At 34.5% G+C, this 22,937-nt stretch carries 13 protein-coding genes; 7 read left to right on the top strand and 6 right to left on the bottom strand.

What is annotated here, in order from left to right; all coding sequences use genetic code 11:
- Positions 1 to 140: 140 nt before the first annotated feature.
- The 4 genes from B9N79_RS20680 (at position 141) to B9N79_RS20665 (ending at position 6,437) form a co-directional block, all read left to right on the top strand.
- Positions 141 to 1,175: an acyltransferase gene (locus B9N79_RS20680; protein ID WP_046217034.1), complete on the top strand. Its 1,035-nt coding sequence runs from the start codon at positions 141 to 143 to the stop codon at positions 1,173 to 1,175.
- 194 nt (positions 1,176 to 1,369) lie between these two features.
- A complete protein-coding gene (locus B9N79_RS20675; protein WP_046217035.1) occupies positions 1,370 to 1,690 on the top strand; it encodes a hypothetical protein in 321 nt (106 codons plus the stop codon).
- Between the two features lie 311 nt (positions 1,691 to 2,001).
- Positions 2,002 to 5,289 carry a trifunctional glycoside hydrolase family 18/polysaccharide deacetylase/glycosyltransferase family 2 protein gene (locus B9N79_RS20670; protein ID WP_046217497.1) on the top strand — a complete coding sequence of 1,096 codons (3,288 nt, stop codon included), beginning with the start codon at positions 2,002 to 2,004 and terminating at the stop codon, positions 5,287 to 5,289.
- Between the two features lie 59 nt (positions 5,290 to 5,348).
- Complete coding sequence (locus tag B9N79_RS20665) at positions 5,349 to 6,437, top strand: glycosyl hydrolase family 18 protein (RefSeq protein ID WP_053102076.1); 1,089 nt, start codon at positions 5,349 to 5,351, stop codon at positions 6,435 to 6,437.
- Between the two features lie 1,012 nt (positions 6,438 to 7,449).
- Here B9N79_RS20665 and B9N79_RS20660 read toward each other — a convergent pair.
- Positions 7,450 to 7,662, bottom strand: coding sequence for a DUF3500 domain-containing protein (locus tag B9N79_RS20660; protein WP_085118888.1), 213 nt, complete (start codon positions 7,660 to 7,662; stop codon positions 7,450 to 7,452).
- Positions 7,663 to 8,207: 545 nt separating this feature from the next.
- Here B9N79_RS20660 and B9N79_RS20655 point away from each other — a divergent pair.
- Complete coding sequence (locus tag B9N79_RS20655) at positions 8,208 to 10,028, top strand: reverse transcriptase/maturase family protein (protein ID WP_085118920.1); 1,821 nt, start codon at positions 8,208 to 8,210, stop codon at positions 10,026 to 10,028.
- 75 nt (positions 10,029 to 10,103) lie between these two features.
- Here B9N79_RS20655 and B9N79_RS20650 read toward each other — a convergent pair whose 3' ends face one another.
- Both B9N79_RS20650 and B9N79_RS20645 read right to left on the bottom strand, forming a co-directional pair.
- The gene (locus B9N79_RS20650) at positions 10,104 to 11,183 is read right to left on the bottom strand and encodes a DUF3500 domain-containing protein (RefSeq protein ID WP_167555138.1); all 1,080 of its coding nucleotides are present in this window, start codon (positions 11,181 to 11,183) and stop codon (positions 10,104 to 10,106) included.
- Between the two features lie 467 nt (positions 11,184 to 11,650).
- Complete coding sequence (locus B9N79_RS20645; protein ID WP_052264291.1) at positions 11,651 to 12,397, bottom strand: sugar phosphate nucleotidyltransferase; 747 nt, start codon at positions 12,395 to 12,397, stop codon at positions 11,651 to 11,653.
- A 959-nt stretch (positions 12,398 to 13,356) separates the two neighbouring features.
- Here B9N79_RS20645 and ppsA point away from each other — a divergent pair.
- On the top strand, positions 13,357 to 15,972 hold the full coding sequence (gene ppsA, locus B9N79_RS20640) for a phosphoenolpyruvate synthase (protein WP_046217037.1): 2,616 nt from the start codon (positions 13,357 to 13,359) through the stop codon (positions 15,970 to 15,972).
- A 451-nt stretch (positions 15,973 to 16,423) separates the two neighbouring features.
- Here the strand turns inward: ppsA and B9N79_RS20635 are convergent, their stop codons facing one another.
- The 3 genes from B9N79_RS20635 to B9N79_RS20625 form a co-directional block, all read right to left on the bottom strand.
- Entirely contained in the window at positions 16,424 to 18,376 is a 1,953-nt protein-coding gene (locus B9N79_RS20635) for an FUSC family protein (protein WP_085118882.1), read from the bottom strand.
- Positions 18,377 to 18,760: 384 nt separating this feature from the next.
- The gene (locus tag B9N79_RS20630; RefSeq protein WP_040058029.1) at positions 18,761 to 19,561 is read right to left on the bottom strand and encodes a DUF2935 domain-containing protein; all 801 of its coding nucleotides are present in this window, start codon (positions 19,559 to 19,561) and stop codon (positions 18,761 to 18,763) included.
- A gap of 565 nt (positions 19,562 to 20,126) precedes the next feature.
- Positions 20,127 to 20,897 (bottom strand): IclR family transcriptional regulator, encoded by a 771-nt coding sequence (locus tag B9N79_RS20625; protein WP_019390706.1) that lies wholly within the window; start codon positions 20,895 to 20,897, stop codon positions 20,127 to 20,129.
- A 441-nt stretch (positions 20,898 to 21,338) separates the two neighbouring features.
- Between B9N79_RS20625 and B9N79_RS20620 the strand changes: the two genes are divergently transcribed.
- On the top strand, positions 21,339 to 22,787 hold the full coding sequence (locus B9N79_RS20620; protein ID WP_085118880.1) for an aldehyde dehydrogenase family protein: 1,449 nt from the start codon (positions 21,339 to 21,341) through the stop codon (positions 22,785 to 22,787).
- Positions 22,788 to 22,937 lie beyond the last annotated feature (150 nt).

Below are 22,937 nucleotides of genomic sequence, written 5' to 3'. Positions count from 1 at the left end.
ACGCAGAATTTATTTTAATTTAACACCTGCTTTGATTTTCACTATTCTTTCACCATTTTCTTTTAGAATGAGATTGAAGGAAAAGAAAGAGAACATTAAAAATACGATATTTAAAAATGAAAATAATTAGGAGAGATACAATGAACCGATCATTATACATAGACTGGCTTCGTATTCTTGCTACTATAGCCGTTGTTACGATTCATCTAGCTTATGAAACTTTAGCTGTTAATTTGCATGATCAGCACTTATCCAATTGGTTAACTGGAAATTTATTTGATTCAATGTCTCGTTTTGCCGTTCCTGTTTTTGTAATGATTAGTGGTGCTTTATTATTAAACGATAAGAGGGAGTTAACGTATAAATTCTTTTTTCAGAGGCGTTTTAATAAAGTACTCATTCCTTTTATAGGGTGGAGTGCTATTTACTATGTATACGAAGTTCATGAAGGGAATTTTCAACTTTCGATATCTGATTTTATCGAATTAATCTTATCGAATAGCATTAGTGTTCATCTTTGGTTTATGTATATGATATTGGCCATGTACATCGTTACCCCCCTATTAAAGATTTTTGTAAAGCATGCTTCTAAGAAAGATATACTATATTGTTTATCATTATGGTTCCTTGTAGCCGTCCTGCTTAGAATTTTAAATCAATACTTTGAACTTAGTTTCTACATTGAGCTTAACTATACCGCAAATTATGTAGGATACTTTATTCTAGGATATTATTTATCACATTATGAGATTCCAATAAAGTGGAGAAGAATGAGTTATATAGGGATAGTAATTGGTTTGTTTTCTACATTCGTTGGGACGTATCTTGCTACTCTGCAAACAAAAGGAGTTTTGAATGAATTTTGGTATGAAGATCAATCTCCTAATGTGCTTTTAGTATCCATTGGTTTATTTATCTTCTTTAGATATCAACTTACAAAGAGAGAGATGAAGATTCCTTATCTTGCTCAACTTATAAATACATCAAGTTTTGGAATCTACTTAATTCACATTCTAGTAATAAGAGTTCTCTATGATTCTGTCATTATGAAGTTATTCTTGAATTTACATGCATTTATTGCAATACCTATCAGTATATTAATCGTAGTATGTATTAGCTCCATCACCGTTTTTATTATAAAAAAAATCCCTGTAGTAAAAAAACTCGTTCCGTAAATCAAGTATTAATATAAGAAAGAAAATGAATATATGTCTTTACTTTTAAAAAGTATAAAAAGCTCAGATTGGTAAAATCTGAGCTTTTTTATTTTGCTAAAAACTATTTTGTTTTCATCGTTTTTTCACTTTTAAGAAGTAAAGTTACATGTATAACTTACAATAATTAATATTTCACCTTAGGAGGTCTTCATATGATAAAGAAAAAAATATTTGGCTATGTAATGGCCAGAGATTCATCTGCACGTTTAGGAATAATATATGACTACTCTGCAAATCAACAAACCGAAAGGCAGGATATAAAAACTTTATTCAAATATTTAAATAAAAATGCTGAGGAGGATGACTACAAACATTTTATCAAGTCTTATTCCGTTGAAGCGGCAACAGATATAGCTGCACTTTATGATAAAGCGCCTTTAGAACTTAAAGAATTAATAGATACGTTATATCAAGAAACTGGATCAGACTTTGTGGTTATGAACATGTTAGGAATAAAAGTACCGAAGTCATAAAACGGAAGTTAAAAATAAAAAAGTTGCTAATTAAACTATAAAAAGATGACTAGAAGCATAGAACTTTTACAATTTGTCATATAGATGACTATTTCACTTTAAACGATGACTTAAGGAACATGGACAAGTTAGATAGGCGCCGTTTATAGAGAATAAGTCATTAATTGACTGTAGATTGTAGTCTACATATCTGTACTAAAACTTCTTAAGAGATTTGTAGATATATTAAAAAGCTGAAACTGTTTTGTTTATAGAATCAAGGAGTGGTAATTCTGTTTAAGAAAATTCTTTTGAAGTTGCGTGACTATAGATTGTCAAGAAAATCGAAAAAAACAGAGGGAACAAGTTTTATCTTTCAGGATTTATCTGGAAAACGATGGTCAACAATTAGGATAGCTACAATTATATTTATGATATTTACTGTTGTTGTTAGTTCAGTGATTGGTGTAAGTTTGTTCAAAAATCCAAATTTAGCGGCATTAGAATTAGAAGAGGAAAGCAATATTACATCAATTAATGAATCAATTACATCTTCAAGTGAGGATTCATTTCAAGTAAGTTTGAATAATCAAAACGCTGTTTCTGAAGTAAGTGAAGATGAAATATATGCTTTCTATCAAAAAGACGATGATACTAGTAAATCTTCGTTAGTAGAAAATATTGAGTCCCTCGGCGTCGTCATTCCTGACTGGTATAATTTAACCTCCAATCAAACAATTACAAAATCCATAGAAGACGAAATTGATGCGTTAGCCAAAAAAAATAATGTAAAAGTAATACCTCGACTAAGTTTAGAAAGTGCATCAGATCAAGAAACATTACATGAGTTACTTCATTCATCTAAGTCACGTACAGCATTCATTAACTCTTTATACGAACAAGTGAAAGAGGACAAGTACGCTGGAATTAATATTGATTTTACAGGGTTGAATGAGGATGATAGGCAACTTTTTACAACGTTTATGTCTGAGCTGTATGATCTATTTTACAGCCATAACCTACAGGTTATCTTAACTGTGCCACCAGATGATGGAGCCTATGATTATTCTTCCCTTTCAGAAACCGTAGATCGTATGATTTTAATGCTTTTTGATGAACATTACGAAGCAAGTGAGCCAGGATCTGTGGCTTCTGCTAATTGGTCTCAACAAATATTGGATGAGTTCCCTGTTTCCTCCGATAAGCTAATCGTTTCCTTAGCGAACTTCGGATATGATTGGACTGTAGATAGTGAAAAACAAGGGGAATATTTAACATATTCAGAAATTATGGAAAAAGTATCTGAATCAGACTTAAAAGTCCAGTGGGATCAAGACAGTAGAACGCCTTACGTAAGATATACAGAAGATTATCAAGAGCATATCATTTGGTTTTTAGATGCAGTAACATCCTATAACCAATTAAAATTAGCTATGGAACATGGAATAAAAGGAGTTGCTATCCAAAACCTTGGTTATGAGGAAAGTAGTTTTTGGGATATTTTAGATGATACAACTTCTATAGAGGATAATGTTAGTGAGCTGAAAACAATAGAAAATGTAACACCAATTCAATTCACAGGAGATGGCGATATTATCAAAATCTCTTCAGATTCTGAGGAAGGATTAAGGAGTCTTAAATTAGATAGAGAGGGGCTTATCAGTCTCGAAACTTATAAAAAATACCCTGTTCCTTATTATATTGAACGGTTTGGAGGAACAGAAAGTAAAAAGGTAGCCTTAACCTTTGATGATGGACCTGATCCAACTTTCACACCTCAAATACTTGATATTTTAAGCGAAAAAAATGTAAAAGGAACGTTTTTTGTTTTAGGAAAACAGGCCGCTCTTTATCCTGAAGTAGTAGAACGAATATATAGAGAGGGACATACAATAGGAAGTCATACGTTTAGTCACTCAGATATAACAGAAGATAGTTCTTTGACATTAAAAGCAGAATTAAATTCTACTCAACGACTTATCGAACAAATTACAGGTCATTCTACAAATCTGTTACGTCCGCCTTATACTACGGATGCTGATTATTCGGTAGATGAACTTTCGTCCGTATTTGAATTTCAGGAAATGGGTTATACCATGGTTGGTTCTTTAATTGACAGTAGGGACTGGGAATCTGAATCGAGTGATGAGATTGTCAAACGAGTAACAGAGACGAATCTCGGTAACGGTAATATCATCCTTCTTCATGATGCTGGAGGAGACCGGTCTACTACCACCGAGGCTCTTCCTGAAATCATTGATACTTTGCGTGAGAAGGGCTACACTTTTGTAACACCTAATGAGTTAATAGGAAAAGATCGTAACGATGTTATGCCTACAGTGGAGGAAAGTTCGAATTTATATATGGTGTTTTATAAAATAGCGGATACTGTATATATTTTCTTATCAAAGTTTGGAACTTTATTCTTCACGCTCGCTATTATTATAGGGATTACTCGCTTATTATTCTTAGTGTTCTTTAGTTTTAAACATAAAAAGAACTATAAAAATAGACAAAGAAAAGAAGGGTTTAATCCATCTGTCAGTGTTATTTTGCCAGCTTATAATGAAGAAAATGTAATCGAAAATACGATTCATTCTATTCTAAAGAGTGACTACTCCAATTTCGATCTTATTGTTGTAGATGATGGTTCTACTGATCAGACAGCTAAGATAGTTTCTGATCGATTTCAACATGATGAGAGAGTGAGTCTTATTACAAAACAAAATGGCGGAAAATCATCGGCAATTAATAGAGGGTTTAACGAATCTAACGGAGAAATCATCGTTATTTTTGATGCTGATACTTCTATTGCCCATAATGCCATATCATTACTAGTTGATAATTTTAGTGATGAGCAAATAGCAGCTGTCGCAGGTAACGTTAAAATAGGAAATGTCCGAAATCTTCTAACCTTATGGCAACATGTTGAGTATGTAACAGGTTGTAACCTTGAAAGACGTTCTTTTGATGAACTGAATTGTATCACGGTTGTACCGGGTGCTATCGGAGCTTGGCGTAAAAAAGCTGTTGTCGAGGTGGGATATTTTGAAGACGATACATTAGCAGAAGATACAGATGTTACCTTAAAACTGTTGCGTAAAGGATATCAGATCACTTATGAGCCAAATGCTTATGCTTATACTGAAGCACCGGAAAACCTAAAAAGCTTTATAAAACAACGTGTCCGATGGTCGTATGGCATTTTGCAATGTTTATGGAAACATCGAGGGGCTTTATTCAATCCAAAACAAAAAACGTTAGGATTTGTTGGCCTTCCAAATATGTGGTTACAGTATGTTCTGCAAGCATTGGCACCTTTAGCTGATTTAATTTTTGTGGTTGGATTGTTTGGAGATACAACTAAAATTCTTACTTTCTATGTTGGATTTCTAGTTGTTGATCTCTTAGCTTCGCTTTATTCGTTTAGATTAGAAAAAGCAAATGTGAAACCTCTTTTATTATTATTTGTCCAGCGTATTGTTTATCGTTACTTCTTAACTTATACAGTCTGGAAATCCATTATATCTGCTTTCAAAGGAATTCTAGTAGGCTGGAATAAGCTAAAACGTTCAGGAAATGTTAAGCTTCCTGACAAAGAGATAGAGAAAGGAGCGTAAAGATAAATCATTACGATATGTATTTTTGTAAGTTAGTCAGGAGATGAGGAAAAAATCAAATGGGGAAAATAAAAGTATATCTTTTACTTATAGTCATTGCAGTAGGTGCCTTTATTTTTTACGAAGTAAGTGCAGCTCCGGATGAGGATAAGGATAAAAAGTTTATCATGTCTTATCTGTATGAAGGAAATACTAGTAACTATCTTCAAAACGTTAAAAGGACACAGGGAGCTTTAGATGAAGTCTCCCCTGCCTACTTTAACTTGAATGATGATGGAACACTTCAGGAAACCGAAAAGATTAACTCCTCATTCATAGAAGAAATGCATGAACAATCGGTTGCGGTTGTCCCATTTTTAAGTGATCATTGGGACAAGGATAAGGCTAAAGCTGCTCTAGAAAATAAAGAGGAGTTAGCTTCTCAGATTGCTAGTACAATCGAACAATATAACCTTGATGGAATCAATGTTGATATTGAGAATGTTACAGCAGAAGAAAGGGAAGATTATAGCGAGTTTGTAAAACTTATAAAGGAGAAACTGTCTGACGAAAAGACGCTTTCAGTTGCAGTCGCAGCAAATCCTAAAGGATGGAATACAGGTTGGCAAGGAGCTTATGATTATTCTACATTAGCTCAATACAGTGATTATCTAATGTTGATGGCATATGATGAGCATTCGGTTGATCATGAGACTTCTGGACCAGTAGCAAGTTTTTCCTTTGTAGAAAAAACAATTAAATATGCTTTATCACAGAACGTGCCATCTGAGAAAATTGTTTTAGGAGTACCTTTCTACGGAAGGCTTTGGAATGATGATGGAACAATTCTTGGAATTGATATTCCAATGAAAAACGTAGACGCTCTTATCGAAAGATATAATGGAGAAATCGATTACGATGAAGAGTATCAGTCAGCTAAGGCTACCTTTACAGTTAAATCAACTGATGAGCCAAGTACGATCAATGGAACAAAACTTACGCCTGGAACTTATACGCTTTGGTATGAAAATGAACAATCTATTAAAGCAAAGCTTCAATTAATTCAAAAATACAACTTAAAAGGTGCAGGAATATGGAATTTAGGTAAGGAAACGGCTCAAACATGGGATTATTTTGAACAGTCATTAAATGCATCATCTGAAAAATAAACAGATATTTACATGTGTATAAAATGAACTAGGACAGTAAAACCGATTTAAAACCGGTTTTACTGTCCTAATTTTTTTGATTAGAAAACCTTAAACCTTTATACATTGCGATTTCCTTGTAAAATTTATAGCTCTAGGAAATCTTCTCATGGAATCTTTTTTCTAATTGGTGTTTCACTATCTCTTTTTCCCATTCGGGATAGTCATGAGTTAGAATCCAGTGAAGTTGATGATAGTCCATGAATGATGCTAGCTGTTTGAAAAACTTTTTTCTCCATTTATTCCTATACATAAATGATCTCTTCACCCTTTCTCTTATCAGAAATAAATGATTGATCTTTTATAGTTCAAAATCTTTTTAAATTGGTCCTCAAGTGAATATTCTCAGGAAAAATGATGATAATCTTAGGACTACTATAAGATGAAAATTACTATCTTTTTTGTTAAATTTAACTAGAAATACTATATATTAAGATTATTATTAATTTTGACGAATTATGGTTAATAAAGCAAGTTTAAATAAATGGTAAATTGATGTGGGGTGATTAGTAACGATGTAAAAGATGATTCCCATATAAGAATTTTATAGGGGAGAAAGGGATGTAGAGAGGTCTGCTGAATCTGTTCTTATTATATCACCATTCCAAATAATTAATGAACAGGGATTAAAAAAAAGCCTTTTTTAATGGAGAACAGTCACTGAGCTCATCGTCTAAATTCATTTGATTCGCAATTTCATATGGGGGTATTGAATTCTACATACTCATATTTCTTTTCATTTTATGAGCTATAATGCTCGTTATGCGAACTATAAATTATAGTTTATATAGGATATACTACATAGCATTATTATTGTAGGTTAACAAACCACATTCTTTATAAGGTAGGAACGCAAATGTAATATTGATAGAATGGAGCAGGCTGCTAGGATATAGTTTCTTAACAAACTGAAAAAAGCTATTGAAATTAAAAATTTCAATAGCTTTTAATGTAAAATCTAATGTTTAATTGTTTACTCTGTAAATTCTCCAGCATAATCCATTAGTTTATCACGCCATACAGTGTGGAAATGAGCATCATTTGAAACATCGTCTTGGTAGGCAACACCTTCTTGTGAAGCTATTTCTAACCATAAACGAGGCCCATCAATTCGTAGCGCGCCCGTAAGGGACTTATTCGATTGCCTTATTAAGGATGGAGAAGACGACTCTCTATCGTCAACCACCTTATCCTAAGGGGAAACCTAAGGGGGAGTGTAGCATGGTGTGTAAAGGCACAAGTCAGGTAAACCATACATCCTGCGACTGAGTGTCGAGACGAAACGATTGAGAAGGAATAAAGCTGGATTGCCTGAACCCTAGTGCAAGGAGAGTAATGGTGTTCCGTTACCTACGATGGTTAAGAGGTAATGCTGTTATGATTAGCGTATTTGACTATTGCGTCTAATAGAAGTATAGAACATTTTACGATTGTTCTATATGTCGTCCTATATAACAGTCCACGCTCAGTATAGAGTGAACGCACGAAAAGGGGTTCCTAACTCAATCATACTTATCGATAAGTTACTAAACGGGGATTACCTAAGTTGGAATGCCTACTAAGTAGGCTATTGAGGATGATACCAAGTGGTGAAACACAAGGTATGTGGCTCATGAAAATTCAATAAGGTAACGGAGTTCTCGTAGTAGTCCGAGCTAGGGAAAGCCTAGCACATGGCGAAGGAGAACAGTCTATTCTATCTAAAAATAAAGGAAGGTTATGGTGGATGCCATGCGAAGACCCGAATTAATTTTAGACATTCTAAGAAAAAAAGCCGGAGATAAAGATTATGTATTTGAAGGGCTCTACAAAAATCTCTATAATCCTGATTTCTACCTAAAAGCATATGGGAAGATATATGCCAAAGAAGGGAATATGACAAAGGGAACAGACGACAAAACCATAGATGGCTTTAATCTCGAACTTGTAGAAAAGTTAATCGAATCGCTAAAAGACGAGTCTTACAGACCCAATCCCGCAAAAAGAATATACCATCCTAAGAAAAATGGAACAAAAAGACCATTAGGAATACCAACTTTTAGAGATAAATTAGTCCAAGAAGTCATAAGACAAATTCTTGAAAGTATATATGAGGAACGTTTTCTTGACTCATCACATGGCTTCAGACCTAGAAGAAGCTGTCATACGGCACTAATGAATGTAAAAGGTAAATGTTCGGGTGTGAAATGGTGGATTGAGGGAGACATTAAAGGCTTCTTTGATAACATTGAACACCACATACTAATCAAATTACTGAGAAAAACGATAAAGGACGAAAGATTTATCAATCTAATTTGGAAATTCCTAAAGGCAGGATATATAGAGGATTGGAAGTTCAACAACACATATAGTGGGACTCCGCAAGGAGGGATTATAAGTCCTATCCTGGCTAACATCTACCTTCACGAATTAGACAAATTCATGGAGGAACTGAAAATAAACTTAAATAATGGGAAGAGACGAAAAAATAATCCCGAATATCGCAGTCTAAATAGCAAGATATGGAACCGTAATAAAAAACTTAGGGAACAAAAATTAAGCGAGGAAGAAGTAAAACAGGTGAAAAACGAGATTAAGGAACTATCAAAACAAAGAGAAAAACTTTCGTCAGAGGACCCGATGGACAAAAACTTTAAGCGATTACAATATGTCCGATATGCAGACGACTTTGTCGTCGCAGTCATAGGGAGTAAGGATTTCGCAACACAAATTAGAGATAAAATTGCTGATTTTCTAAGTAGTAACCTGAAATTGGAACTCTCAATAGAAAAAACACTTATAACTCATGCCAACTCTAAGCGAATACCCTTCCTAGGGTATGAGGTAAGTGTCGGAGGGAACAGAAAAACAACCTCTTCCAATGGCATCGTTAGAAGAAGTATAAAAGGAATTCCAATGTTGCATCTACCACATGAAAAGATGAGGGATTTTTTATTTAAAAATCAATACATGGTAGAGAAAAATGGACAATGGAAAGCATGTCATCGCGCAAACCTAATCCATAGTGACGACTTGGAAATCTTAACAACTTACAATGCAGAGATAAGAGGGTTCTATGAGTACTACAAATTAGCAGTAGATGTCAGAAAATTAAGTGGCGCCTACAATATAATCAAAACGAGTTGCGCTATGACATTAGCCAACAAATACAGAACATCTTGTAGAAAAATCTATAGAAAGTTTGACAAAAACGGCACCTTCGGTGTCACCTACAAAACGACGCAAGGAACAAGGTTTCGTCCCTTGTATAATGAAGGGTTCAGAACAGTCAAAACCCTTCCCGAAAGGGATAAACACCTATTAAGCTACGATACTGATTCCCAACCTAATCAAATGAAATATAAAGGGCGCACCTCTCTCGAAGATAGATTACTAGCTAACAAATGTGAATACTGTGGGAAAAACGACAGGTGCGAAGTACACCATGTAAGGAAACTAAAAGACCTTCGTGGGAAGAGAAAATGGGAAGAAATGATGATAGCTAGAAAACGGAAAACGCTTGTTCTTTGTAGAGGATGTCATGTCAAACTTCATGCCGGAAAAATGGATTAGAATGATTCTAGGATAGATGGCGAGCCGTATACTCTGAGAGGAGTACGTACGGTTCTGAGGGGAGTTCTCGGAAACCTACTGTAGAAATACGGAAAGGCGCTGGGTTCTTACCCTACCATATGAACCCACTTCATTGTAGTCTGTTGATCCTGACCATCCAATATAAGTTTTAGATAATGCTTCTTTTGATAAATAAGCTTTTAAAAGTTTATTAGCTGTTTTGGAGTCTGCATCTTTTACCCAAGCTTTAATAGCTTTTTGAACTAATTTTTGTTGATTTTTAGTTAAATCTGTATATAAAATCCCTTCGCTCTCTTCTGGGAACTGTCCATCCTTGTCTGCTCCTACTACTACATCTCGAAAGGTTTCTGAAATCTTGGCTTCATTAAGCTGATTTGTTGTGAGTGATTCGAGGATAGAGTACATCCCATCTCGACGTGTTTCAATAGGAGAATAAGTTGTCCCATCTAATTCAAAAGTTTGAGGTTCAGAACCTGTAAATTGAGGGGTAGCACTTACTTCTTCTTTCCCATCAAATACGATATTTTCGGCTAAATGATGGCCACTAATTTGCAACATCCATTCACCATTTTCAGATGGTGTACCTAATATTGCAATATAATATAAACCTGATCCCCATTCTGTTCGACCTGTATCAGTCGTTAAAAACTCATCTGCCTTAATAATTTCAGTTAATGTCTCATATCCTTGCTTACTCAGAGAAGCCTTTGCGAGTTTTAAAGCAGCCTTTACACTTTCATTAGATAAATCACCCAATGCTACTCCATTCCGATTTTGAGAATTTGCAGGTAAGTTTGTCCAATGTGCAGCATTTTCCTCTGTAAATTCATATTGAACGGTACTTTTTTGCTCATCTGTTAAAGTTGATAAGAATTTATTGGCCAGTTTCACCTCGTTTGCCCCTTGTTGTGTTACCTTACTTTCTGTTACTTGATTAAGTACGTCAAGGATAGAATCTTTAGGTTCTGATTGAAGAAAATCTCCTCCTTGTAGGGCAGTAGTACTTTGTGTAGTTGATTCAGTTGTATCACTTGCATCACTTGCTGCAAAAGCTGACATTCCTGACCCACCACCTATCACTCCTACAGATAAAGCTCCGGTCATTATATATCCTACTAACTTCTTTTTCTTCATTTTACTCATTCCTCCTTCATCGGATTAGTACAGGATAAAATGCAATGGATATCCTTTACTTTTGCTATGTTACTATCCAATGGTGAAAAAATAATGAAAATTAGATATAGAGGAAATTAAAGGACATCTCATTATCCCATTAGCTACTCTTTTTATTGTCAAGAAGTCGTGTTATGTTCATTATGGTTTGTTAAAGTATTAGGAAGATGATAAGCCTCCAATATCTATTTCTAAATATTAGAGGCTTATTTGGTCATGAAAAATGTATTTATATATATTAGTTCGCGAAAGTCAATAAGAATCCAGTTTACTCTGTAGTTATAGAAGCAATACATATGTTTAAAAAGAAACAAGTTCACCACGAAGTAAAATCTATACAAAATAAAATAGAATTCATACATAATTATTTAGAATCGCTTTATAAATTAGAAAATAACAGTTAAATCAACCTGTATTCTTTTAGACAATTATTTTTTGCTCTCCAATCTATTATTGTATTTCCTCATAATCTCCTCTGCTTGCTCTAACTGTTTCCGATCATTAATACCCATCACTTGTGCATTATCAAATAATAAATATGAGCCAAACTTTTTGTTTTGTTTATTAAAAATAGATACCATATCAGTTAAATAATATTCATTTTGTACATTATTATTTTCAACAAGTGGTATACCTTCTATTAACGCTTTATTTTTAAAAACAAAAATTCCTGTATTCACTTCTTTAATTTTCCTCTGTTCATGATTGGCGTCTTTTTCCTCGATTATATCAATTACTTCTCCATCGCTGTTACGAATAATTCGGCCGTAACCTGTAGGATCTTCAAATTTTGTGATTAATACTGTCCCATCATTATTAGCTTGTTGGTGTTTTTCTAATAAAGATAATATCGTTTTTTCTTGAATAAGAGGTGTATCACCTGTGATAATCAACGTATTGCCTTCCTCTCTAAGTTGAGGAATCGCTTGCATTACCGCATGGCCAGTTCCTTTTTGCTCCAATTGATACGCATATTTGACACCATTTCCTATTGTTTCTCTTACCATTTCACCTTTATGTCCAATTACAACTATCTTATCCTGAATTCTAGATGCCTCTAGCTTTTCGAGTATATGCATAATCATAGGTTTTTCGCAAACAGGATGGAGAACTTTTGGTAGTTCTGATTTCATTCTTGTGCCTTTTCCAGCTGCCAACACAATTGCACTTGTCATAATAAAATTGCCTCCAATATAAATAGGGATTAAGTTAGTTAAAACGATAAACTTGCTTTAATCTATACTCTATCTAAAAAAAATGAAAATTAAGTGAAAATTAACGAGATTATCAATAATGAAGATCTATATCATAACAATGTTCTTTCAATATTAACTATTTGTTTTTACCTTTTAAAATTCTAGTGATAATAATTCATTATATGGAAATATAAGGCATTTGTTGAGAAGTTACACAATGTTTTAAAGAGTATATAACATATATTTCTATAAGAAGGTGTAAAAGTGTTCTTCAAGGTGGAGGAAGCTTTTTTGAAGTAAAGGGTTGGGTTAGATGTAGAAGAGCGGTTAAGAGGACTGGAAATTTCAAATAAAAAAGCAGAGTTTAATTAGAGATTCAGTAAATTTTTTTACCATTTTATTAACTATCATATTCATCAATAAGGAAACATAACGGAAAAAAACACAGCTTTTGCTTGTGGGTGGAAAAGGGTTAAAATTAGGGGGATTAAAAATTCAAGGAATACAGGAACCTACAAGTACCAGAAGGATGTTATGTTACAACTTTTATACTGTACATGAAAAACGTTGATATATAGGGTTTTTTAAAACTGAAAATTCTATACTGGATGCACCTTGTTTTTTTATTTGGGTACCAAAGGTTGATGCAGAGTTTTGCTTCTTCTTCAACAGTAAAAACTAGAAAATGAAAATAAATATATCTCTCCCAGTTTAATTATAAAACATAAATAAGATAAAATATAGACTGTTTATGTTTAGAGTTAAGTTCTAGAATTTATACATATGTCATTGATCTGATTTATGCATAGAGGCTTTGCAACTTGCAAAGGTATCGAACCAACTCTAATGAAGACATACTCCAAAAAATTAGAGATATGCTCCAAATTATCAAAGGTGGGATTGTGACATATAAAGTTTAAAAGAAGGGGAGAGTTGAAATGGGTTCTTATGTTCTCAGTTTTCAGGAGATTGATAAAACGCAGCTTTTACTCGTCGGAGGAAAAGGATTGAATTTAGGGAAACTATCGCAAATTCATGGAATACAAGTACCGGCAGGATTTTGTGTTACAACAGAAGCCTATCAAAAAGCTCTCGAACAAAACGAAGTGTTTCACGCATTGTTGGATCAATTAACACTGCTAAAAGTAGAGGATCGAGTTCAAATTCGTGAAATTAGCAGGAAAATTCGAAAAATCATTATGGAAGTAGAGATTCCTTCCGACGTTGGGAAAGCTGTTGCTCACTATCTCTCCCGGTTTGGCGAGGAACATGCTTATGCAGTGCGTTCTAGTGCAACTGCTGAAGATTTGCCACATGCCTCTTTTGCGGGTCAACAAGATACCTTTTTAAATATCACCGGCAAAGAAGCAATCTTGCAGCATATCAGCAAATGCTGGGCTTCCCTATTTACGGATCGTGCGGTAATCTATCGTATGCAAAAGGGATTTGATCACAGTCAAGTTTATTTATCCGTAATCGTGCAAAGGATGGTTTTCTCACATGCTTCAGGGATTTTATTTACCGCTGATCCAATTACCTCTAACCGAAAGGCGCTATCAATTGATGCCAGTTTTGGACTTGGAGAAGCACTAGTCTCTGGCTTGGTATCTGCAGATTGTTACAAAGTACAGGAAGATAAAATCGTCGATAAGAGGATAGCAACCAAAAAATTGGCTGTCTATGGACGAGAAGAAGGCGGAACAGAGACACAACAGATCGATCCGGATCAGCAAAAGACACAAACACTTACTGATCAACAGATTTTACAACTAGCACGCATTGGAAGACAGATCGAAGCTCATTTTGGTTTCCCCCAGGACATCGAATGGTGTTTAGTTGATGATACATTTTATATTGTTCAGAGTCGACCAATTACTACTTTATATCCCATCCCTGAAGCAAATGATGAAGAGAATCACGTTTACGTATCTGTCGGTCATCAACAAATGATGACTGATCCCATGAAACCATTGGGCTTATCTTTTTGGATGTTAACGACTAATGCACCGATGCGCAAAGCTGGTGGAAGGTTGTTTGTTGATGTCACACATATGCTGGCTTCACCTGACAGCAGAAAAATGATATTAGGTGGCATGGGACAACACGATCCACTCATGAAAGACGCACTTATGACCATAATAGAGCGAGGAGATTTTATAAAGCTTTTACCAACTGATAAGCGCGAACAGAGTTCCGATATAAGCGATAAAAGTTTGTTGCCCAAGGGTTCTAGGACACAAATCGAAAACGAGCCCACAATCGTTTCTGATTTAATTAAGAGAAGTCAATCATCGATAGAAGAGTTAAAACAAAATATCCAAACGAAATTAGGATCGGATTTATTTGACTTTATTCTGGAAGATATCCAGAGATTAAAGAAAATTTTATTTGACCCACAAAGCTCTGCTGTGTTTATGGCTGCTATAGATGCTTCATCATGGATCAATGACAATATGAAAGAATGGTTAGGTGAAAAAAACGTAGCAGATACACTTTCCCAATCTGTTCCAAACAATATTACTTCGGAAATGGGTCTGGCGCTATTGGATGTTGCAGATGCGATTCGCCCTTATCCAGAAGTAATCCATTATTTACAACATGTAAAAGATGATAACTTTTTGGATGAACTGGTTAAGATTGATGGGGGACAGGAAACCCATGACGCAATAATTGCTTATCTTAACAAATATGGAATGCGATGTGCCGGAGAAATCGATATTACTAAAACTCGTTGGAGTGAAAAACCAATTACACTTGTCCCTATGATTCTCAATAATATTAAAAACATTGAGCCTAATGCTAGCTATAGGAAATTTGAGCAAGGACGGCGTGTTGCCTTGAAAAAAGAACAAGATTTATTAGATCGATTGAAGCAATTACCGGAGGGTGAACAAAAAGCTAAAGAAACAAAACGAATGATTGATATAATCCGGAATTTCATCGGATATCGAGAATATCCAAAATACGGCATGGTTAATCGCTACTTCGTTTATAAGCAGGCTTTACTAAAAGAAGCTGAACAACTCGTACAAGAGGGCGTTATTCATGAAAAAGAAGATATATACTATCTCACTTTTGAAGAATTTCATGAAGTCGTACGCACAAATAAACTAGATTATAGGATCATCAGCGAACGAAAAGACGAGTACAAATTATATGAAAAACTAACTCCACCGCGTGTTATCACGTCTGACGGTGAAATCATTGCAGGTGAGTACAAACGAGAAAATCTCCCATCCGAAGCTATTGTAGGTCTACCGGTTTCTTCTGGAGTTATCGAAGGAAGAGCACGTGTCATCATAAACATAGAAGATGCTGATCTAGAAGATGGAGATATATTAGTCACCTCCTTTACCGACCCTAGCTGGACACCATTGTTTGTATCGATAAAAGGTCTAGTCACCGAAGTTGGTGGACTGATGACCCATGGAGCAGTTATTGCACGTGAATATGGTTTGCCAGCAGTTGTCGGTGTAGAAAATGCCACCAAGCTGATAAAAGATGGGCAACGCATTCGAATAAATGGAACAGATGGATATATCGAAATATTGTAATTGCTGAATACGTCTCTAATTGACTTGTTCCCGCTTTATTTTCAATTAGTTGTTTTTCAACATTAGGTGAATCATTTGCATCATGATGTTACTTTGCGGTCTATGGTAGGAATCCTGTCGCTGGGCCATTAAGTATACTTAAGAGAAAGGAAAAAGCGCAAACATTGCTGTTCAATGATTTTGCGCTTTTTTCATTCCTTCGAATTTAGGTTATGGTATATAGAAGAAAATCTTTAATGATCAATCCTAAAAAATGGAAAATTGTATAGCCTCATATGTTGATACTTTACATGCTTTAAGACCTTTTATTAAAACGGTTAGAGTATTAAAGGTAGAGGAGCTAATATCTCTCCCTTTTATTTCGGTAATAGAAACGATACATATTCTTAAAAAAGAACAACGCACTTTAAAGGAGCAGTTTGTCCAAAATTAAGTGAAGTTCATTCATCAATTAAAACGATTCCTCAAATCGAAGAGCTTTCTGTAGATTGAGGATTTGATTTTGAATATTTGAGAATCCTTCTATTTCAGGTACATGTTTCTCGATTGGGTATTGATTGTTCTCTAAAGTAAGAGCCATTGTTTCAAAAACATAAAGCAATTGAGCAAGGTCCTTATCTGGAAGAGTAGGCCTTTCATAATATTTAAAGCTAGATTCAAGATAATATCCTATTTGGTTTACGGAAAATATAACGGGCCATAGCGATTCTAATTTGGCCTTATTACTAAATAGTTCACCTAAAGCTGTATCATAGACTGTTAATAAATTAACTAAATTTGTTTGCATTCTGTCTCTTTCTTTACACTCTTCAAAATGTATACTTTGATTATTTTTTGAGAATAAACTCAATAAAAATTGTCCTTGGCTTCGAATTGTAGCAACAGTAAAATGATTAAGCACACTAGAAGCTGATTTTCTTCCAACTAAAAATATGCCAATAAGTCCAATAATAACACCTACTATAATATCTGTAATTCTTACAGTAGCAAAGAAGGAGAATTTATATACTTTAGCTGAGTATTCTGCCATAACCAAAGCTGATGGCGTAAAAAACATAGCAGCTATTCCATAATTTCGAACGATAAAAAGCTCTGTAAGAAACGTTAAACACAAAATAATAAAAGCAACCATGTATCCATTGTGTACAGATACAAGAATTACACTTGCTAATAGTACGCCAATAATGGTCCCAAAAGTTCGTTGAACAGCACGGTGGAACGTTGCTATAACTGTTGGTCCAGACATGACTGCAGCACAAGATAAAGGGACCCAGTATGATCGATCAAAACCGAATGAATAGGCAATAATAGAAGCGAGCATAAGGATTATTCCAAATTTTATAGCAGAGAGAAACACGATTGAATTTTTATCAAAAGCATTTAAAAAAGTGGTTTTGAGAGAAGGTTTTGAAATTCTTACTTCTTGTTGTATTTTCTCAATAGGGTCATTTAGTATTCTACTGGCATTATGAATTTTCATGAATAAGTTTTCCAACTCTTTACCTACTCCATGTAACCTTAAAATGTTAGCCGTCTTTCTCTTTTTAGTCCCAATAGCCTGAGCTAAATTTCGGAGGGATTGTGCTAATTCAGATGGTATTGTTAGATTTTTCTCCATGGATAAATCGAGAGTCTCTAAAAATATTCGGTTAGCCTGTTCATTTAACAGAAACAACCTTGTAAATGTGTCTGTCTTCCTCTTAGAAGAATAACCTGCTAATAGCATATTTTCTGCTTGTTTCATTACTAAAACTGTTTGATGTCTTGCAATATCAAAATTTGCTTTACCAATTGAATCTAAGAAATAGGCTAATTCTACGTATACTTTTTTTATGGCAGTTATCTCAGGTCCATGAGGAGATATAAACCAACCTGCCATGCAAATTATCCAAGATAGTCCGCCTCCTAAAAAGACAAATCCCCCACGCAAAAGAGCAAGTGATGGATCGCTAGGCATACCAGTAGCCATTGCAAAACTTAAGACAAAAAATAGAGCAGAGGGACCCGTAATCTTTAAAGCCCCAAAAATAAATATAGCTACGGCTCCAATGAGTCCCATAACTATAGAAGTTCCGAGCGGATAGGGAGCTAAAAGGGAGCCAAGGACCATAGATAAAGACATCCCTAGCGCTACACAAAAAATTCTTTTAGCTCTTTGTGCATAGGGTTGATTAAATACATAAAGATAGGTAAATGCTCCAATACTAGCCAGCAAACCATACTCTAGATATCCTAAAGAAAATCCAATAACTATAGGTAAAGCAGCAGCTAGTCCAGCATTTAAAGCTTTTATCCAGGGGAAAGGGTTCTTTTTTATGATAAAAGCTTGTTTAAACGTTGTATGAATTGTATTTAATTTAGGATGAACAGGTTTTGATGGTTTTCTTTGTTGACTTTTGTTCATTCTACTATCTCCTTCTCAAAATATGTCACGTTACGTTTTGTATTATTTTTTAATATGGTAGTTGGGTAATTCTTTATGATTATAGAGAATTCTGCGAAAAATTAACTTCTAGCGTTATCATTTATTCTTTGTCTTTAGGGTGGGACTATGTATGATAAGTCCATATCATTCAGTTTTTCTCATTTAGACGATACAGATAATGATTCAATATAGTGTAAAAGCCATGTCCTACTCATGATAGAACATGGCTTTCTTTAATTTATATACCGATAACTTACTTTATGGTGACTAAAACACCATACGATAATAAAGTTTTATCTTAACGTTATTTGTGTAATTATAGGTTACCTAAAATTTTAGAAATGCAAAGGAGAAAGTTCAAACCTACTTATAGTTGGAGGAGGTAGGACTACAAGATGGATTTTCTGTATTCGTTGATTGTGCTAATTTTGTTAAATAGTAGCATTCTTCTCTCATCATGTGATCTGCCATTAGAGCAGAAAATGTACTGAGCATTTCGTTTGATAGTTCTAATTCTTCGATCTCATGAAGAAATACTTGAAATAATTCTATTTCTAACCTAACGTCTTTGTTCATTTTCTTTAATGCGGGAAAGGATTCGAGATTTGTTCTTAAATATCCGGTCAACTCTACAGCTTTCAGATAAAAATGTTCAAAGTGGGTAGAGAACTGCATACTCTTTTGCTTCAGCTTCTTTTCTACTGCGTCAAGACTATCGGAAATAGCTCCAGCATGCCCTGCAGCATCTAAAGTCCATAGTAAATGATGGTGAAGTTCATGAAAGATGGGTGGAACTTGTTTCTTTTCTAAGTAGCTAAGAATTAATAAATACTCATCAAGTTCATTGACCATATGGTTTAGGAAAGTAGGTGTAAGATGAATAGTAAAGTCAGTTGTTAAGTGCTTTTTTAATAAGGATAATTTAAATTCTTTAAGTGCTAATGCTTGGGCTTTAGCCTCCATTGTAAGCTTTTCTATATGATAAGGTGGACCCTTGATGTTGTCTAACAAAGTACTAAACGATTGAATGAACGTTTTAGCTATTTGTATTTCTTCTTTCTCTTTTTCTGCTAAAGAATCTAAGATAAATTGTGAATGGTCTTTTAAAACTTGAATCCAAAAGGTATGTTCAAAAATTGCATTTTGAGTATAGTTATTATTCATTGTTTTCCTCCCTTAATAAGCAATAAGATAGCCACCTTTTATACATATTAGAGAGGACCTATTTATATTAATGTATAAGAGAAAATTTAGAACATTTAAGCTATGTGTTTTATGTAAACAACTAATTAGCTATAAATCATATATACGTCAGACCGCCTCATATATCAATGAATATTGGACGGGTTTTACTGTGGAGATAACCATGACTATTATTTATGAGAGGTTAAATCCGTCCTTATATTTTAAAGGCTCCTTATATCAATGAATATGACTTCTAGTTAACCGTACATAGGAGTAAACATACGTCCATTTTTAATACTGTTTTATTTTAACTGTGTTTATTTAATACATATAGTCTTCTCCATTTTCTTATTAAATAAGGTGAGTCTAAAATATAGCGACTTTCTTGTAAAAGATAAATATTACAATGTCATAGAAAATACCCCCACTGCTTCAGAGCTGTGGGGTTGTCAACGTGATACTATTATTATCTCTAATTTGGCAGGTCACATGGATATAGATCTTCTAGAAAATAATGATTGGTTAAGAAGTTTTCAGAATACATTTATAGGACTTTTTCTTGATGAACGTAACCCATTTTAGAAGAAATTAAAAAAGCAGCATCTTTAACGATTTTTTGGTAATTTGTTATGTTTTCCTGAGAAAATCTACTTGTTGGTCCAGAAATCGAAAGAGATGCCTTGACAACTCCGTTTATATCAAAAATCGGTGCAGAAACAGCTGAAGAGCCGATTTCTTCTTCGTCAATACTACTACAAAAATAGACTGTTTTTATTTCTTCCAATTCATCCATTAACTGTGGTCTAGGATTGACTGCAGTTTCTAAAACCATTTGAATAAACTCCTCATTTTGAAAAGCAAGTAGTGCCTTTCCTCCAGCGCCTGCCCATAAAGGGTGCTTTACTCCAATTTTAATACTATGACTTATCGTATTAAGGCCTAGCGCCTGCTCAATACATACTCTATAGATTCCTTCTAAAGTATGTAAGTTAATGGTTTCCTTTGTTTCATCTCGTAATTTTTCCATAATAGGTTTTGCAATAGTTTTTAACTCAATGGATTTACCAGCTATATGACCCAAATAATAAATTTGTTTACCAAGTTTATATTTAAGGGTTGATAAATCTTTTTCTACATATCCATTTTGTTCTAGGGTTGCCAAAAGTCTAGTTGTTGTAGATTTAGCTAATCCTATCTTTTCTGAAATTTGAGTTAAATTTAATTGGGGTTGTTTTTCATCAAAGCAAGCGAGAATATCCAACGCTCTTTGAACGGTTCGTATTCCTTGTCCTCCATTTTCTTTTTCTAATGGCATCTTTTCATCATCCTTTTATGTGTAATAAAATGGTTTGTTGATTAAAATGAATTCCACTAGTTGGAACTTGTTTACATCCTACACTGAATTTTATTTGCAATCAAGTTTTTTTAGATGTCATCCCTTTCCCTATTAAAAGTAACTATAACTCAATAATTAAGAACTTTATAGATAATTTTTTGAAAATTTTATATTGATAAACTATTGAAAAAACAAAAAAATTGATATACAATCACTTTAAAGTTTCATAGAGTGTAATCATGTTCCGCTCAGTGGAATATAGATACGAAGTTTGATGAGTATAAATAAACAAAAAAGGGGAGACCATCAATTATCTGTAATTAGTTGTCGAAAAAAACCAAAAATGAAAGCGTTTATACTATTTTTATTTAAACCTAAAGTAATTAACAAACTATCATTTAGAAAGATAGGTGATAAAACATGATAAAAACGACTGTAAAAAAAGCACATCCTTATATTAATGGGGAATGGGTTGAAACAAATCGTGAAAGTGTTTTAATTAAAAGTCCTTACTCCGGAGAAGTAGTTGGTGAGCAAGTACTCGCAACACCAGAAGATGTAGAAAATGCTTTGGCCTCTGCTTATGCATCAAAAAAACAAATTGCTAATATTCCTTCTCATGAACGAGGAAAAATTTTAAAGCGGGCAGCTAGCTTACTAGAACAAGGGAAAGAGAGATTTGCTGAGCTTATTTCTCTTGAATTAGGAAAACCTTTAAAAAATACGCTTGATGAAGTATCTCGCTCCATTGAAACATTAGAATTATCAGGTGAAGAAGCAAAACGCTTAACAGGAGAAACATTGCCTGGTGATGCTTCTGAAAGAGGAACGAAAGCGATTGCTTCTACTTTTCGGGTACCTGTTGGGGTCGTTGCTGCTATTACACCATTTAATGCGCCTCTAAATCTTGTTTGCCATAAAGTTGGCCCAGCATTTGCAGCAGGAAATAGTGTGATTTTGAAGCCGGCTCCTCAAACAGCGTTAATCGCGACTGAATTATTAAAGTTATTATTAGAGGCTGGGCTTCCTAAAAACGCTATCAATATGGTGCTTGGCGGAGTGGAAATTGGACAGCAAGTTGTAAAAGATGACCGCATTAATGTGATTTCTTTTACAGGCGGGGTAGTGGCTGCTAGGAATATATGCGAATTAGCTAATATGAAAAAAGTACTCCTTGAGCTTGGTGGAAACGCTTCTACTATTGTCCATGAAGATGCAGATTTAAAGCGTGCTGCCACTTTGTGTGCAAGAACAGGTTTCAGTAATTCAGGACAAAGCTGTATTTCTGTTCAACGAATTTATGTACATCAATCAATTATTCCAACATTTACGGACCTGTTAAAAGAAGAGGTATTAAAACTTAAAATTGGAGATCCTTCATTACCAGATACAGATGTTGGCTGCTTAGTTGATGAAAATGCAGCGAAACGGGTGATGAATTGGATCAATGAATCTATTCAGCTAGGAGCGACGGTTGTATGCGGAGGCAAACAACATGGTGCAACAGTAGAACCAACGATTTTATTAAATCCTCCTAAACATAGTAAAGTCGTTTGTCAGGAAGTGTTTGGACCGATAGTAAGTATTATTCCTTACGAAACTATTGAAGAAGCCATTGCAGAGACTAATGATTCGTCCTTTGGACTCCAGACAGGACTGTTTACAAATAAAATGGATTTGGCTTATAAAGTTGCCCACTCACTAGAAGTTGGTGGTGTTGTGATTAATGGAACGTCGAATTTCAGACTAGATCATTGGCCTTATGGCGGTGTGAAGAATAGTGGAATTGGGCGTGAAGGTCCTCGTTACGCGATTGAGGATATGACAGAAACAAAAATGATAGTATTACAGCTTCCTATTAACGAATAGTGAACATGAGGTAGCTTGTTGTAAGCGTTAACAAGGGTGGGGAAGGATAATGAAGGGCGTCAGTAATTAATTGCTTCTATGATTCTTCCTTTCGCGGAGTATAAACAGACCTTTGAAGAGACTGTTACAGGAAAGCATAGAAAAACGATT

The organism is Priestia filamentosa (assembly GCF_900177535.1).
GTDB lineage: Bacteria > Bacillota > Bacilli > Bacillales > Bacillaceae_H > Bacillus_I > Bacillus_I filamentosa.
This window is presented reverse-complemented; position numbering and strand designations above follow the sequence as displayed.

Excerpts from the sequence above, each read along its gene's own strand:
- B9N79_RS20650 (WP_167555138.1), bottom strand. The coding sequence starts at position 11,183 with ATGAAGAAAAAGAAGTTAGTAGGATATATAATGACCGGAGCTTTATCT.
- B9N79_RS20655 (WP_085118920.1), top strand. The coding sequence starts at position 8,208 with ATGCGAAGACCCGAATTAATTTTAGACATTCTAAGAAAAAAAGCCGGA.
- B9N79_RS20625 (WP_019390706.1), bottom strand. The coding sequence starts at position 20,897 with ATGCCATTAGAAAAAGAAAATGGAGGACAAGGAATACGAACCGTTCAA.
- ppsA (WP_046217037.1), top strand. The coding sequence starts at position 13,357 with ATGGGTTCTTATGTTCTCAGTTTTCAGGAGATTGATAAAACGCAGCTT.
- B9N79_RS20645 (WP_052264291.1), bottom strand. The coding sequence starts at position 12,397 with ATGACAAGTGCAATTGTGTTGGCAGCTGGAAAAGGCACAAGAATGAAA.
- B9N79_RS20630 (WP_040058029.1), bottom strand. The coding sequence starts at position 19,561 with ATGAATAATAACTATACTCAAAATGCAATTTTTGAACATACCTTTTGG.
- B9N79_RS20680 (WP_046217034.1), top strand. The coding sequence starts at position 141 with ATGAACCGATCATTATACATAGACTGGCTTCGTATTCTTGCTACTATA.
- B9N79_RS20620 (WP_085118880.1), top strand. The coding sequence starts at position 21,339 with ATGATAAAAACGACTGTAAAAAAAGCACATCCTTATATTAATGGGGAA.
- B9N79_RS20665 (WP_053102076.1), top strand. The coding sequence starts at position 5,349 with ATGGGGAAAATAAAAGTATATCTTTTACTTATAGTCATTGCAGTAGGT.
- B9N79_RS20635 (WP_085118882.1), bottom strand. The coding sequence starts at position 18,376 with ATGAACAAAAGTCAACAAAGAAAACCATCAAAACCTGTTCATCCTAAA.
- B9N79_RS20675 (WP_046217035.1), top strand. The coding sequence starts at position 1,370 with ATGATAAAGAAAAAAATATTTGGCTATGTAATGGCCAGAGATTCATCT.